This window comes from Qipengyuania soli, from assembly GCF_015529805.1.
Classification (GTDB): domain Bacteria; phylum Pseudomonadota; class Alphaproteobacteria; order Sphingomonadales; family Sphingomonadaceae; genus Qipengyuania; species Qipengyuania soli.
The window spans coordinates 179,317-192,684 of sequence record NZ_CP064654.1; the positions used below are offsets into that span (position 1 = coordinate 179,317).

The window sequence follows — 13,368 nt, forward strand, 5'->3', positions numbered from 1 at the left end:
TCGCCCGCGGTCATGAAGATCGTCTTCAGCCGGAAGGGCTTCGATAGTGCGGCGGGCGGAGGACCCTCGCCGATCGTGGAAGGGCGACCCGTAAGCCTGCCCATACCGGCGGGCGTGGCATCGCGGACAAGCTATGGCGACCTTGGCCTTGGCGACCATGCCGCGCGGGCGAGCAGGGGACGTCATGACGCCGCTTCGCTGTGCCACCACGACCCCATGTTCACCGCCGACGGCCGTTGCCTCTTCGGACAGGTTGGCGCGGCGCAGACCCATCTGGAAAACCGCGGTGTCGGGGTAGGGGACGTGTTCCTCTTCTTCGGCCTGTTCCGCGATGACGGGGGCGATCCACATCACCGGATTTTCGGCTTCCTCGAAGTCGGGGAAGTCATCCCGCTCGCGGGCGGTACGCCGGACTGGCTGGTCGAGCACAAGCATCCGCACGCGCTCGGTATGCACGGCAGCAACGACACGATCTACGCCGGAAGCGGGCGGGTGGCGGCGCGAGCGAGCGATGCCCTGCGCCTCACCGTGGCGGGGGCGCAGCCCTCGCTATGGCAGCGCCCCGCATGGCTTAAGCCGGGCGGGCTCAGCTATCACGACCGTCCCGACCGCTGGCTGCGTGGCGGCAAGTTGCGCAGCGTGGCGCGCGGCCAGGAGTTCGTCGCCGACGTCGGGCGCAGGGCTGCGCCGCGCCAATGGCTCGCGAGGATTATCGAGGAAATCAGAGCGTCTTGATGATCGCGCTGAAGTCGAGCCCGCCATTGGCCTCGGCGAACTTCTCGTAAAGCTCCGCCGCGGTCGAACCGAGGACGGTCGTCGCGTTCACACTGTCCGCAGCTTCCATCGCAAGGCGCAGGTCCTTGAGCATCAGCGCGGTGGCGAAGCCGCCCTGATAATCATTGTCCGCCGGGCTCTGCACGCCGACCCCGGGGAGCGGCGTGTAGGCATTCAGCGACCAGTTGTAGCCGCTCGACACACTCGAAATCTCGTAGAATTTCTGCGGGTCGAGGCCGAGCTTCTTCGCCATGGTCATCGCTTCTGCCGTGCCGATCATGGTGATGGCGAGGAGCATGTTGTTGCAGATCTTGGCGGTCTGGCCCGCGCCCGCAGCGCCGGCATGGATCACCGCCTTGCCCATCGGGTCGAGCACTTCGCTGGCGCGCTCGAACGCCTTTTCGGTCCCGCCGACCATGAAGGTCAGAGTCCCGCCATTGGCCGCCGCGATCCCGCCGGAAACCGGCGCGTCGACCATGTCGTAGCCCGCCGCTTCGGCGGCCGCGATGACGTCCCTGGCGGTGGCGACATCGATGGTCGAGCAGTCGAGCAGGATGGCACCGGCAGGCGCATGGCCGAAGACGCTGTTCTGGTAGACCGACTTCACGATACCGCCGTTGGGCAACATGGTGACGACCGCGTCCACGCCTTCGCACGCAGCGCCGGCGTCGTCGAACACCGAACACCCGTGTTCGGCGGCCGAACGAAGCGCTTCATCCGCAAGGTCAAAGGCATTCACCTCGTGCCCCGCCTTGACGAGATTCGCGGCCATCCCGCCGCCCATGTTGCCGAGGCCGATGAAAGCGATTTTCATGTCAGCGTCCCTTCCACTGGCCTTCGCGCTTCTCGATGAAGGCAGCCATGCCTTCCTTCTTGTCCTCGCTGGCGGTGAGGATCTGGAAGATGCGGCGCTCGATGATCAGCCCCTGATCGAGCGAAGTCTCGAAAGCGGCATTGACCATTTCCTTGTTGGCGATCGCGGCCATCGGCGGCTTCGACGCGATGGTGGCAGCCGTCTTCATCGCTTCCTCGACCAGTGTCTCATGCGGGACGACGCGCGCGACGAGGTTTGCGCGTTCGGCCTCTTCGGCGCCCATCATCCGGCCCGTCAGGCACATCTCCATCGCCTTCGACTTGCCGACTGCCTTGGTCAGCCGCTGGCTGCCGCCCATGCCCGGTGCGACGCCGAGATTGATCTCGGGCTGGCCGAACCTGGCCTTGTCCGAGGCGATGATGAAGTCGGCCATCATCGCGAGTTCGCACCCGCCGCCCAGCGCGAAGCCGTTGACTGCCGCGATCCACGGCTTGCGGGTCTTCTTGACGATTTCGCTAGTCCAGGGGCTGAAGAAGTCGTCGAGATAGAAGTCGGCGGCCGCCTTTTCGCTCATCTCCTTGATGTCCGCGCCTGCGGCAAAAGCCTTGTCGCCCGATCCGGTCAGCACCGCGCACAGTTGGCTGGCGTCGGCCTGGTAGGCAGCAAAAGCGTCGATCAGCTCGTCCAGCACCTGCGAGTTGAGCGCGTTCAGCGCCTGCGGGCGATTGAGCGTGATCAGCGTAACCGCGTCACGCTTCTCGACGGTGATGGTCTCGTAACTCATAGGGGTTTCCATTCCTCGTTGGCGGGAAGCGGGGCGAAGATGCTGTCGAGCAGTTCCTCGCTCACGCCCTCGGGCGTTGCCGGGTCCCATTTGGGGTCGTGGGTCTTGTCGACGATCACCGCGCGGACACCCTCGGCAAAATCGGGGCGGACGAGCACGCGCGAGGCGATCCGATACTCCATTTTCATGTTGTCGGCGAAATTGTCGAGATTTTGACTTTCGGCCAATTGCCTCAGGGCGACCTTGCAGGTTTGCGGACTCTTGGTGCGCAGGGTCGCGAGTTCCTTCGCCGCCCATTCGATGTCGTCCAGCTCGAGGCTTTCGAGGATATCCTCGTATCTGTCGGAAGCGAAATGCTTGGCGATCCGCTCGGCATTAGCCTCGATCCGGGCCGGCGGAGGCGTTTCGGACAGTTCGGAAAGGATGCCCGCGATCCGGTCGGGATGCTCGGCTATGCGGGCCTTCGCTTCGGCCAGTTTCTCAGCCGGCAGGTAGTGCGTGGCGATGCCGGCCCACAGGCATTCCGACCCGTCGAGCCGCGCGCCGGTCAGCGCGAGGAACTGGCCGAGCCTGCCGCCAAGGCGCGAGAGGTGCCAGCCGCCGCCGACATCGGGAAACAGGCCGATGCCCGTCTCCGGCATGGCGAACCGCGTGTTCTCGGTCGCCACGCGGTACTTGCACGGCATGGCGATGCCCACGCCGCCGCCCATGGTGATGCCGTCCATGAAGGCCACGATGGGCTTCGCATATTCGAACATCTGGTGATTGAGCTGGTATTCGTCATGGAAGAAGGCGCGCCCGCTCTTGCCCCCGTCGTTTAGGGCGGAATGGCGCAGCAGGTTGATGTCGCCCCCGGCGCAGAACCCGCGCCCTTCGGCGTGGTCGAGGATGACCGCCTCGACCTTGTCGTCGTCCGCCCATTTGGCGAGGCCCGCGCTCATCGCGTGGCACATGTCGAGGGTCAGCGCGTGGAGCGCCTTGGGCCGGTTGAGCGAGATGTGCCCCGCGTGGCCGTGGGTATGGATATGGACCTCGTCGGTCATGCAGCTTCCTTGCGTTCGATAAGGTCCCAGCGGTTGCCCCAGGGATCGTTGAAGACCGCGACGGTGCCATAGGGCTCCTCGCGCGGTCCGTCGGTGAATTCCACCCCCCATGCGGTCATGCGGCCATGGTCGGTGGCGAAGTCATTGGTGTCGAGGAACCAGCCCACGCGTCCGCCGGTCTGGTTGCCGATGGCGGAGCGCTGGTCGTCATTGACGGCGCGGGCGAGCAGGAGCTTGCCGCCATGCGATCCGGCCATGACCACCCAGCGCTTGCCTTCGCCAAGGTCGCTGTCCTCTTCCAGCGCGAAGCCCAGTGCGTCGCGGAAGAAGGCGATGGCCTCGTCATAGTCGGGCACCACCAACGCCGTCATGGCGAGGCCGATCATTGGCGCAGCATCTCGCGACCGACGATCATGCGCATGACCTGGTTGGTGCCTTCGAGGATCGAGTGGACCCTGAGGTCGCGCCAGAAGCGCTCGATCGGGTATTCCTTGAGGTAGCCGTAGCCGCCGAACAGCTGCAGTGCGTCGTTGACGATCTTGCTCCCGCTGTCGGTCGCCAGCCGCTTTGCCATGGCCGAGAACTTGCTCTTGTCGGGCGCGTTGTCGGTGACCTTGGCCGCCGCGAGGTAGAGCAGGGCGCGCGCTGCCTCGAGATCGGTGGCCATGTCGGCGAGCATGAACTGGGTGTTCTGGAAGTCGGCGATCGGCTGGCCGAACTGCTGGCGTTCCTTGGTGTACTTCACCGCCTCATCGAGACAGCGCTGCGCCCCGCCCAATGAGCAGGCACCGATGTTGAGGCGACCGCCGTCGAGGCCCGCCATGGCATAGCGGAACCCGTCGCCCTCCGGCCCGACGCGGTTGGCCACGGGCACGCGGCAATCCTCGAAAATCAGCTGCGCCGTGGGTGAGGCATTCCAGCCGAGCTTTTTCTCCGGCTTGCCGAAGGAGAGGCCGGGCGTGTCCTTCTCGATCACGAGGCAGGTGATGCCCTTGGACTTGTGCTCGCCGGTGCGGACCATGACGACATAGATATCGTTGAAGCCGCTGCCCGAAATGAACTGCTTGGTGCCATTGAGGACATAATGGTTGCCATCGAGCACTGCGGTGGTCTTGAGCCCCGCCGCGTCCGATCCCGAACCCGGTTCGGTCAGGGCGTAGCTGGCGATCTTTTCCATGGTCACGAGGCTGGGCAGGAAGCGCGATTTCACGTCCTCGCCACCGAAGCGGTCGATCATCCAGGTCGCCATGTTGTGGATGGAGACATAGGCGCTGGTCGCGGGGCAGCCATAGGCCATGGCTTCCATGATCAGCGCCGCTTCGAGCCGTCCCAGGTTGATGCCGCCCGATTCCTCGCTGACGTAGATCGCGCCGAAGCCGAGCTCGCCGGTCTTCTGGATGACGTCGCGGGGGAAGTGGCTTTTCTCGTCCCATTCGGCGGCGAAGGGGGTGATGTTGTCGGCCGTGAACCGCTGCGCCATTTCCTGGATCGCGAGCTGGTCGTCGGTAAGTGCAAATTGTCCGGTCATGGCGCGTGCCCTAGCGCCGGACGGGGCAGGATGGAAGGCGTCAGCCGCAGGTAATCGCGGTGATACGGCCTTCCCCGTTCAGGGTAACGCGAACCCGCCACGGGCTGAATGCCGTGGTGACAATCATGTCGGGCTCGATCCATTCGAAAATGCGCGCGCGCGTCACGTCCTGGATGCGCTGGGCAATTTCCTGCGAGGCCTGCTGCCCGACGTGGACCTGTGCCGGCCTTGCATCACAGGCGCCCTCGGCAGCAGCACGCTCGGTGAGGCTCGAATGGCGAGGGGCACATGCCGTCACCGACATGAGCCCCGTGATCGAAACCAGTACGACTAGCCGCAAGTGATCTCGGTTATCTTCATCGCGTTATCATAACGCACGTTCACTCGGTCCGGGCGATAGTCCATGGTCCAGGCCGAATCCGGCGGACCCCAACGCAGGGTGCGAGCGCCGCTCTGCAGCTGGATCGCAGCACCCATGTCGGCGCTGGCGGTATGGCCGATATGCCCCTGAACTGCGGCCGCATCGCAAGTGTATGTCGGTTCTGCCGCCGGAGTGCTGGCCGGCTCCTCGTAGGCCGCGCACGCCGCAAGGGGCAGGGCGATGGCGATCAGGGCAATCGAACGCATGGGCATCCTCCTCAGTTGTCGCAACGCATCAGCTTTATCGGGTCTATCCGGTCCTCGTCTACCGAGGACTCGGTGAGTGTATTACCATCGTCGGAAAGATCGAGCTTGCGAGCCATCTGCCACTTCTCTCCCTCGCCCTCCATGGCCAGCGAGACGACGATGCTGTCCGCGCTGTCTACCTCGATGCGCGTGACCTCGCCACGCGACTCATAGAAACGGATGGACTTGGGCGCGATTTCCAGCCGCATGTCGGACGGCACGTCGCAACTAGGCTTGTCGTGGTCCCACACACCCAGGAAGGTTGAGGGGATTTCCTCTGCCGTGACAGGGGTTGGCGAGGAAGTTGGTGACGTCTGCGCGGAAGCCTTCGCTTCGCCAGAGCCGGCTGCACCAACGGGCTCATCTGCTCCCGATGCATCCGGTCCCGGCGAACATGCCGCCATGGCCAGGAACAATGCGGGAAGGAGCGGGCTAAGGAGGGCTGCATGGTTCATGAAGCCTCCAACGCCCGGGTTGCGGAAACTATCCCTGAAAGATCAACCCATTGTCGGGATGACGAAGGCGTTCGAGCCGTCGCCGCCGCCGTCGGGCCAGCGCTGGGTGACCTTCTTGGTCTTGGTCCAGAAGCGCAGGCCTTCCATGCCGTACTGGTCGATGTCGCCGAAGCCCGAACGCTTCCACCCGCCGAAGCTGTGGTAGCTGACCGGCACCGGGATGGGGACGTTGATTCCGACCATGCCTACGTTCACGCGGCTCGCGAATTCACGTGCGGCGTGGCCGTTGCGGGTGAAGATCGCGACGCCATTGCCGTACTGGTGCTGGCTCGGCAGGCGGACGGCCTCTTCGAAGTCCTTTGCGCGGACGATCTGGAGCACGGGGCCGAAGATCTCTTCCTTGTAGCTGTCCATGTCGGTGGTGACGCGATCGAGCAGCGTCGGGCCGACGAAGAAGCCCTTCTCGTAGCCCTGCAAGGTGAAGCCGCGACCGTCGATAACGACTTCGGCGCCTTCCTTCTCGGCGGTGTCGATCCAGCCTTCGACGCGAGCCTTGTGCTCGGGCGTAACGACCGGGCCGTAATGCGCATCCTTGTCGGTCGAGACGCCGACGCGCAGGCCATTGATCGCAGGGATCAGCTTCGCACGAAGCCGGTCGGCCGTGTCCTCGCCCACCGGCACGACGACAGGCAGCGCCATGCAGCGCTCGCCCGCCGAGCCGAAGGCCGCGCCGGCGAGGTCGTTGACCACCTGGTCAAGATCCGCGTCGGGCATGACGATGCCGTGGTTCTTGGCCCCGCCGAAAGCCTGCACGCGCTTCGCATTCGCCGAGCCGCGCGAGTAGATGTACTGCGCAATGTCGGAGGACCCGACGAAGCTGATCGCCGGAATGTCGGGATGGTCGAGGATCGCGTCGACCATCTCCTTGTCGCCATGGACGACTTGCAGCAGTCCTTCCGGCGCGCCGGCCTCGATGAAGAGCTCTGCGAGGCGGACCGGCACGCTCGGATCGCGTTCGGAAGGCTTGAGGATGAAGGCGTTGCCCGCTGCAATGGCCATGCCGAACATCCACATCGGGATCATCGCCGGGAAGTTGAACGGAGTGATGCCCGCGCCGATGCCCAGCGGCTGGCGCATCGAATAGACGTCGATGCCGGGCCCGGCGCCCTGCGTATATTCGCCCTTCAGTGCCTGCGGGATGCCGCAAGCGAACTCGATCACCTCGAGACCGCGCTGGATATCGCCGTGCGCGTCGTCGACCACCTTGCCGTGCTCACTCGACAGAAGTTCGGCGAGTTCCTGTTTGTGCGCTTCGACGTGGCGCTTGAATTCGAACATCACACGCGCGCGCTTCTGCGGGTTGGTCGCGGCCCATTCGGGCTGGACCTTCTTTGCCGCATCAACCGCGCGCTGCAGCAGCGCCGCATCGCCGAGGGCGACCTCGGCCTGGATTTCACCCGTCGACGGGTTCCAGATCTTGTGGGTGCGGCTTGCGGTTCCGCCGGCTCCGCCGACGATGAAATGGTCTACCTGACGCATGGGAATCTCCTCTTGCGGCCCATCTAGAGATGTGTGCGCCACAAGCAAGGGAGGAGCGCGACAGCGCGGGTCACAACGACGTTGACCGGGGCGGGCACCTGCGGCAAAGCGCCGCGCACAGGCGGGTATGATGTAATGGTAGCCTGTCAGCTTCCCATGCTGAACGCGCGGGTTCGATTCCCGCTACCCGCTCCAGCCGCCCTTCCCATCATCACAGGTGCATTATAGGGTGGCCCCAGCAACTGCTTGGAGCGACCATGTCGATCTTTACGGACCATCCCAACTCAGTCGGCGAAAGCTATGGCGAGCATATGTCGAGCGCCTTCAGTTTCGGGTCGCGGATGTTCGTGGGGAGCCTCGCCTGTTTCGTGCACGGCATTTTTCCCTTCTGGTTCAAGGGCAACGGCAGCAGGACGGTCCACGATTTGTCCAAGCGCATGATCCATGGCCGCGACAAGTTCGATGGCAAGGCCGCGCATACCAAGCCGGCCGATTGGTGCATTTGAGCCGCCACGCTCTTTCTGCTCGATAGGCTTGGGGGCAGGCTTGGACCGCATGGTTTCGCAACAGTCCGACGACGACGGCAGCCTGCTTGGGCGCTTTAACGGTGCAAAACCCCCGGCGGCGGAGTGGTTCACCGAAGCGCTCGCCATTGCTCCGGAGCGATCGCATTTCGAAGTCGACGGCGCGCAAATCGAGCTCCTGACATGGGGCGAAGTGGGCAAACCCGGCCTGTTGTTCCTCCACGGCAATGCCGCCCATGCCGACTGGTGGAGCTTCATTGCCCCCCTCTTTGCCGACGACTTTCGCTGTGCAGCGATCTCGTGGTCAGGCATGGGGCGCTCCGACTGGCGCGAGGCCTATGCGATCCCGACCTTCGCCAGGGAAGCGATGACCGCGATCGAAGTGGCAGGGCTAGCCGCTTCGGGCGAACCGCCGGTGATCATCGCCCATTCCTTCGGCGGCTTCCCGACGATCCACATCGGTGCATTCCATCCCGACGTCGTTGCAGGCGCGATCCTCGTCGACTCGGCGCCGCCCAAGCCAGGGCAGGGGCCTCCACCGCGCCTTGCGCAGGGCCGCGATCGCAATCCCCGATATCCGACGCTGGAGGCAGCTTTGCGCCGTTTCCGGTTCCTGCCCGAACAGGACACCGGCATGCCCGAGATCATCGACTGGATGGCACGCAATGCCCTCCACCAGGTTCCCGAAACCGGGGATGACCCGGGCGGCTGGACCTGGCGCTTCGACCCTCGCTTCTGGAAGAAGTTCGCACCGGTTCCCTTCGGTGTGAAGGTCGGCATACCGATTGGCATCATCATAGGCGCGAAGTCGGCGCTGTTCCCGGAAGGGAGGCTCGAGGAACTTCAGGCGTTGCTTTCCGATTGCCGGTTCTCGACCGCGATAGAGGACGCGCATCACCACGTCCTCGTCGACACTCCGCTCGAACTCGTGGCGGCAATCCGCGAGGGTCTGCAGCTGCTGCGCTAGCCTATTTCGGCGGCATGCGGATCCCGCCGTCGAGGCGGAACTGGTGCCCGTTGATATAGGTGTTGCGCGCGATCTCGATGATCAGCGAGGCGAATTCTTCCGGATGGCCGAGACGCTTGGGGAAGGGCACCGAGGCGTTGAGCTGCGCCCACATTGCCGGATTGCGGTCCTTCATCCCCAGCATCAGCGGAGTCGCGAAGATGCCCGGCATGACCGAGTTCACGCGGATGCCAACATCCATCAGGTCGCGGGCCATCGGCAGGACGAGGCCGTTCACGCCCGCCTTGCAGCTGCCGTAGATGACCTGCCCGATCTGTCCGTCCTGCGCCGCGACGCTGGCGGTCAGCGTGATGCAACCGCGCTCGCCATCCTCGTTGAGCGGTTCGGAATTGGCCATGCCGAGCGCCGAATGGCTGGCGATGCGATAGGAAGAGACGAGGATGCCTTCAGCCCCGAAGGCATAGTCCTCGGTGGCGAGGCGTTTGTAGCTCCCGGTTTCCTTGTCCCAGCCCAGCGTCTTGCCCCGGCGGCTGGTCATCGCGCAGTGGACGGTTACGCGTTCCTGGCCATGAGCGGCTCGGGCCTTTTCGAACCCGGCAACGACCGAATCCTCGTCCGTGATGTCCACCCGCGCGAAGGTGCCGCCGATGGCTGCGGCATGAGCTTCGCCCGCTTCTTCGTTGACGTCGAAGATCGTCACCTTGAGGCCCGCATCCGCCAATGCCTGCGCGCTTGCTTTCCCGAGGCCCGATGCGCCGCCTGTCACCACCGCTGCCATGCCTGCCGTCAGTTCCATTCTCTCTCTCCCAGCTCTTTGTCTCTCGTGCGAAACTGCTATCGCATGCCGAGAGCCATAGCCAGTGGAGCCGTCGCAGAACCGTGACAGCATTTCTTTTCGCCCTTCTTGCCGCCTTTGCCGCCGGTTCCGGTGCGCGCGACCAGGTGCTCGTCGGCACATTGCGCGACCGCCTGGGTCAATCGGGTGGACTGCTGGTGACGGGGTTGGCCACGGCACTGGCCACCGCCTTGATCGCGGCATGGTGCGGAGCGCTGATCGGCTCGACCATGTCCAACGACGCTTCGACCATGTTCGTCGCCATTGCCATGCTGGTCGCCGCCATCGAGTGTGCGCTCCCGCGCCGGCTGATCTCGCCCGACGAGCCGACACGGTCGCTGGGTGCCATCGGCATCGTTCTGTTCGCACGCCAGCTCACCGATGCTGCGCGGTTTCTCGTCCTCGCCGTTGCGGCGGCCTATGCCGCGCCCGAGATGGCCGCAGTCGGAGGCGCTGTCGGCGGAATGGTCATTGTCGCGATCGGCTGGACGCTCGGAAAGGACGGTCTCGACCGGTTGCCGCTCCGCACCATCAGGCATTTCGTTGCCATCTTCCTCTTCCTCGTCGCCGTATCGACTGCGCTTTCGGCCCGCGGCATCATCGGGTGAACCGATTACCTTGACCGGTTGAAATCGGGAAACCCGTTCAGCCCTTCCTGCGTTGGATGTTCGAACACGAAATCCACGAAAGGTTGGGACCATGGCCAAGGCTGGCGACAATTCGAAGAAGGAACTCATCGCGGCACTTAACGGGGTGCTCGCGGATACCTACGCCCTCTACATCAAGACCAAGAACTTCCACTGGCACGTCGCGGGCCCGCGTTTCCGTGACCTTCACCTCATGTTCGACGAGCAGGCGCAACAGCTGTTCGGCACTGTGGACATCATTGCCGAGCGCGCGCGCAAGCAGGATGGCGACACGCTCACCTCGATCGGTTCGATTGCCAAGCACACCAAGATCAAGGACCAGGACTCGACCTCGATCGGCCCGGACAAGATGGTCACCGAACTCAAGGGCGACAATGAAACGCTGCACGAGCGCCTCGAAACGCTCAAGGACGCGGCCGAAGCGGCGAATGACAACGCCACCAGCGCACTTGTCGACGAATGGATCGACGCCTGCGAGGAGCGCATCTGGTTCCTTCGCCAGACCGCCAAGTAAGCGAATAGCTATTCGCACGCGCATCGGGCCGCCTTCGCCATTGGGCGTGGGCGGCCTTGGTGTATGGAGAGCGGATGGCTCAGGTGGAAATTATCGAAAGCGCGAGCGACTCGGCGATTGCCGACTGGCTGGCAGTGCAGATTGCCGATGCGCTCAACGCAGGTGAGGGGCCGGTGACCATCACTGTCCCCGGCGGGTCGACCCCGTTTCCGATCATGGAATCGCTGCTCGACCACGATCTCGACTGGACGCGTCTTGTCGTCTGGCCGGGCGACGACCGCGTCGTGCCGGAGGACCATCCCGCATCCAACACCGGCAAGCTGCGCGACCTGTTCGAACCTGCGGGAGCCGAAGTAGTCACTCTGTCCGAGATGGAAGCCGTGCCGCACTTCACGCTGGCGTGGCTGGGCATGGGCGCTGACGGCCATATTGCCTCGCTGTTCCCCAATACCGATCCGCGGGTGGACGAACCGCAGCAGGTGGTGCGGCTCACGCCGGACCCCCTGCCGCCCGAGGCACCCTTCGACCGCATCAGCCTGACCATTCCTTCGCTGCTGGCAAGCGACCAGCTGGTCTTCGTCATCCGCGGCGAGGAGAAACGCGCCGTTCTCGACCAAGCCATTGGGGGACAAAGCGATCTTCCGGTTGCGCGGCTGCTCGGTGCAGCTAGACAAAAGGTGACATGCTTCACCTGATCCCGAAGCCGCTCCATCGGCTTGCCCTCACCGTCGGCCATCGCCTGCGCCATCATTGGCGCAAGGCGACCGGCGTCACTGGCGAGGGCGTTTCGGTGATTGGACGCGACTTCGACGGCCAGATCCTGTTGGTCCGGCATAGCTACGGGCCGCAGGGCTGGTACTTCCCGGGCGGCGGAATCGGGAGAAATGAAATGCCCGAGGATGCAGCCCGGCGCGAATTGCGCGAGGAAGCGAACTGCCCGATCGAAGGGCTCAAGCTCGTCGGCATCATCGAGGAGGAATTGTCGGGCGCTCCGCACCGCGCGCACATCTTCGAGGGCGTGGTGAACACCATGCCGAAGGCCGATGGCCGCGAGATTGTCGAAGCCCGGTTTTTCCCGACCCATTCGCTGCCCGAACCGTTGAGCCCGCGGACCAAGGCCCGCCTGCACCTATGGCAGGCACGCAAGAGCTAGAGCAGGCTCAACTGCGCATCCGGGCGCGACTGCTCGGCTTCGCCGTCACCTTCAAGTTTCGACAGTGTAAGCCCCATCAGCCTGATCGGCATGGGCAGCGGCAGGACCTCCTCCAGCAAGGTTCGTCCGATGGCGGCGAACTCGGCCTTCGTTTCGATCGGCCGGTCGACCGTCTTCGCGCGGCTGAAGATCTGGAAGTCGGTGTATTTCATCTTCAGCGTCACCGTCCGGCCCTTGGCCTCGGCGCGCTCGATATAACCCCACACGATGTCGATGATGTCCTCCATCGTCTCGCGCAGTTCGCTGCCCGATGACAGGTCGCGGTTGAAGGTCCGCTCCCCGCCGACCGACTTGCGGATGCGGCTTGAGCGCACCGGCCTCAGGTCGATGCCCCGCGCGGCGCGATAAAGGTAGTCGGCGAAGCTACCGAAGTTCGCACGCAGCCACTCGATGTCCTTGAGCGCCAGGTCGCCTCCGGTCTCGATCCCGAGCCGCGCCATCTTCTCCGCGCCCTTGGGTCCGACGCCGTGGAACCGGCGGATGGGCAGCTTTGCGACGAATTGCGCGCCTTCGCCCGGGCGGATGACGCACATCCCGTCCGGCTTGTTCTGGTCGCTGGCGATCTTGGCGAGGAACTTGTTGTAGCTCACCCCGGCGCTCGCGGTGAGCTTCGTCTTGGCGCGGATTTCCTGCCGAATCAGTTCGGCAATGCGTGTCGCGCTGCCGATGCCGAGCTTGTCCTCGGTAACGTCGAGATACGCCTCGTCGAGGCTCAGGGGTTCGACGAGGTCGGTGTGGTGGTGGAAAATGGCACGGATTTGCCGGCTCGCTTCCTTGTAGGCATCGAAGCGGTGGCGGACGAAGATGAGGTCGGGACACAGCCTCTTGGCAGTGACCGAGGGCATGGCGCTGCGCACGCCGAACTTTCGTGCCTCGTAGCTCGCCGCCGCCACCACACCGCGTCCGCCCGAACCGCCCACGGCGACCGGCTTGCCCCGCAATTCGGGATTATCGCGCTGTTCGACGCTGGCGAAGAATGCGTCCATGTCGACATGGATGACCTTGCGCAGGCCGTCCGCCTCGCCGTCCTCATCCGTGTCTTTCGCGTCACTCATAGCAACCAAG

General features: G+C 64.4%; 18 protein-coding genes and 1 tRNA gene. 8 read left to right on the forward strand and 11 right to left on the reverse strand.

From position 1 onward, the window contains the following. Positions 1-12 precede the first annotated feature (12 nt). Complete coding sequence (locus IRL76_RS00905; RefSeq protein WP_200982302.1) at positions 13-735, forward strand: Nmad3 family putative nucleotide modification protein; 723 nt, start codon at positions 13-15, stop codon at positions 733-735. Here the strand turns inward: IRL76_RS00905 and mmsB are convergent. From mmsB to IRL76_RS00950, 9 genes are read right to left on the reverse strand one after another with little or no spacing between them, the layout of a single operon-like run. Next, positions 722-1,633: a 3-hydroxyisobutyrate dehydrogenase gene (gene mmsB, locus IRL76_RS00910; protein WP_246450050.1), complete on the reverse strand. Its 912-nt coding sequence runs from the start codon at positions 1,631-1,633 to the stop codon at positions 722-724. The genes IRL76_RS00905 and mmsB overlap by 14 nt on opposite strands. After that, a complete protein-coding gene (locus IRL76_RS00915) occupies positions 1,590-2,372 on the reverse strand; it encodes an enoyl-CoA hydratase-related protein (protein WP_200982306.1) in 783 nt (260 codons plus the stop codon). The genes mmsB and IRL76_RS00915 overlap by 44 nt, the downstream gene beginning before the upstream one ends. Next, positions 2,369-3,415 (reverse strand): enoyl-CoA hydratase/isomerase family protein, encoded by a 1,047-nt coding sequence (locus IRL76_RS00920; protein ID WP_200982308.1) that lies wholly within the window; start codon positions 3,413-3,415, stop codon positions 2,369-2,371. The genes IRL76_RS00915 and IRL76_RS00920 overlap by 4 nt, the downstream gene beginning before the upstream one ends. Beyond that, positions 3,412-3,801, reverse strand: a complete 390-nt coding sequence (locus IRL76_RS00925; RefSeq protein WP_200982310.1) for a VOC family protein — start codon at positions 3,799-3,801, stop codon at positions 3,412-3,414. Before IRL76_RS00925 ends, IRL76_RS00920 begins: the two co-directional genes overlap by 4 nt. Continuing rightward, entirely contained in the window at positions 3,798-4,943 is a 1,146-nt protein-coding gene (locus IRL76_RS00930; protein ID WP_200982312.1) for an acyl-CoA dehydrogenase family protein, read from the reverse strand. The genes IRL76_RS00925 and IRL76_RS00930 overlap by 4 nt, the downstream gene beginning before the upstream one ends. A 40-nt stretch (positions 4,944-4,983) precedes the next feature. Continuing rightward, positions 4,984-5,247, reverse strand: a complete 264-nt coding sequence (locus IRL76_RS00935; protein ID WP_200982315.1) for an I78 family peptidase inhibitor — start codon at positions 5,245-5,247, stop codon at positions 4,984-4,986. 26 nt (positions 5,248-5,273) lie between these two features. Then, positions 5,274-5,570, reverse strand: coding sequence for an I78 family peptidase inhibitor (locus IRL76_RS00940; RefSeq protein ID WP_246449887.1), 297 nt, complete (start codon positions 5,568-5,570; stop codon positions 5,274-5,276). An 11-nt stretch (positions 5,571-5,581) separates the two neighbouring features. Then, positions 5,582-6,064 (reverse strand): hypothetical protein, encoded by a 483-nt coding sequence (locus IRL76_RS00945; RefSeq protein WP_200982319.1) that lies wholly within the window; start codon positions 6,062-6,064, stop codon positions 5,582-5,584. Positions 6,065-6,106: 42 nt separating this feature from the next. After that, positions 6,107-7,603, reverse strand: coding sequence for a CoA-acylating methylmalonate-semialdehyde dehydrogenase (locus IRL76_RS00950; RefSeq protein WP_200982321.1), 1,497 nt, complete (start codon positions 7,601-7,603; stop codon positions 6,107-6,109). A gap of 121 nt (positions 7,604-7,724) precedes the next feature. On the opposite strand from IRL76_RS00950, the gene IRL76_RS00955 reads away from it, so the two are divergent. From IRL76_RS00955 to IRL76_RS00965, 3 genes are all read left to right on the forward strand, one after another. After that, positions 7,725-7,798: transfer RNA gene (locus tag IRL76_RS00955), tRNA-Gly, on the forward strand. Positions 7,799-7,860: 62 nt separating this feature from the next. Further along, on the forward strand, positions 7,861-8,109 hold the full coding sequence (locus IRL76_RS00960) for a DUF6356 family protein (protein ID WP_200982323.1): 249 nt from the start codon (positions 7,861-7,863) through the stop codon (positions 8,107-8,109). A 49-nt stretch (positions 8,110-8,158) separates the two neighbouring features. Continuing rightward, positions 8,159-9,094: an alpha/beta fold hydrolase gene (locus IRL76_RS00965; RefSeq protein WP_200982325.1), complete on the forward strand. Its 936-nt coding sequence runs from the start codon at positions 8,159-8,161 to the stop codon at positions 9,092-9,094. 1 nt (position 9,095) lies between these two features. Here IRL76_RS00965 and IRL76_RS00970 read toward each other — a convergent pair whose 3' ends face one another. Continuing rightward, complete coding sequence (locus IRL76_RS00970; protein WP_200982327.1) at positions 9,096-9,890, reverse strand: SDR family oxidoreductase; 795 nt, start codon at positions 9,888-9,890, stop codon at positions 9,096-9,098. An 83-nt stretch (positions 9,891-9,973) separates the two neighbouring features. Between IRL76_RS00970 and IRL76_RS00975 the strand changes: the two genes are divergently transcribed. The 4 genes from IRL76_RS00975 to IRL76_RS00990 all read left to right on the forward strand — a co-directional run bounded on the left by IRL76_RS00975 (position 9,974) and on the right by IRL76_RS00990 (position 12,243). Then, on the forward strand, positions 9,974-10,537 hold the full coding sequence (locus tag IRL76_RS00975) for a hypothetical protein (protein ID WP_200982329.1): 564 nt from the start codon (positions 9,974-9,976) through the stop codon (positions 10,535-10,537). A gap of 91 nt (positions 10,538-10,628) precedes the next feature. Further along, positions 10,629-11,090, forward strand: coding sequence for a Dps family protein (locus IRL76_RS00980; RefSeq protein WP_200982331.1), 462 nt, complete (start codon positions 10,629-10,631; stop codon positions 11,088-11,090). Between the two features lie 74 nt (positions 11,091-11,164). Next, a complete protein-coding gene (locus IRL76_RS00985; protein ID WP_200982333.1) occupies positions 11,165-11,785 on the forward strand; it encodes a 6-phosphogluconolactonase in 621 nt (206 codons plus the stop codon). Then, positions 11,773-12,243, forward strand: coding sequence for an NUDIX domain-containing protein (locus IRL76_RS00990; RefSeq protein WP_200982335.1), 471 nt, complete (start codon positions 11,773-11,775; stop codon positions 12,241-12,243). The genes IRL76_RS00985 and IRL76_RS00990 overlap by 13 nt, the downstream gene beginning before the upstream one ends. Here IRL76_RS00990 and dinB read toward each other — a convergent pair. Next, on the reverse strand, positions 12,240-13,358 hold the full coding sequence (gene dinB / locus IRL76_RS00995) for a DNA polymerase IV (protein WP_200982337.1): 1,119 nt from the start codon (positions 13,356-13,358) through the stop codon (positions 12,240-12,242). The genes IRL76_RS00990 and dinB overlap by 4 nt on opposite strands. Positions 13,359-13,368: the final 10 nt, after the last annotated feature.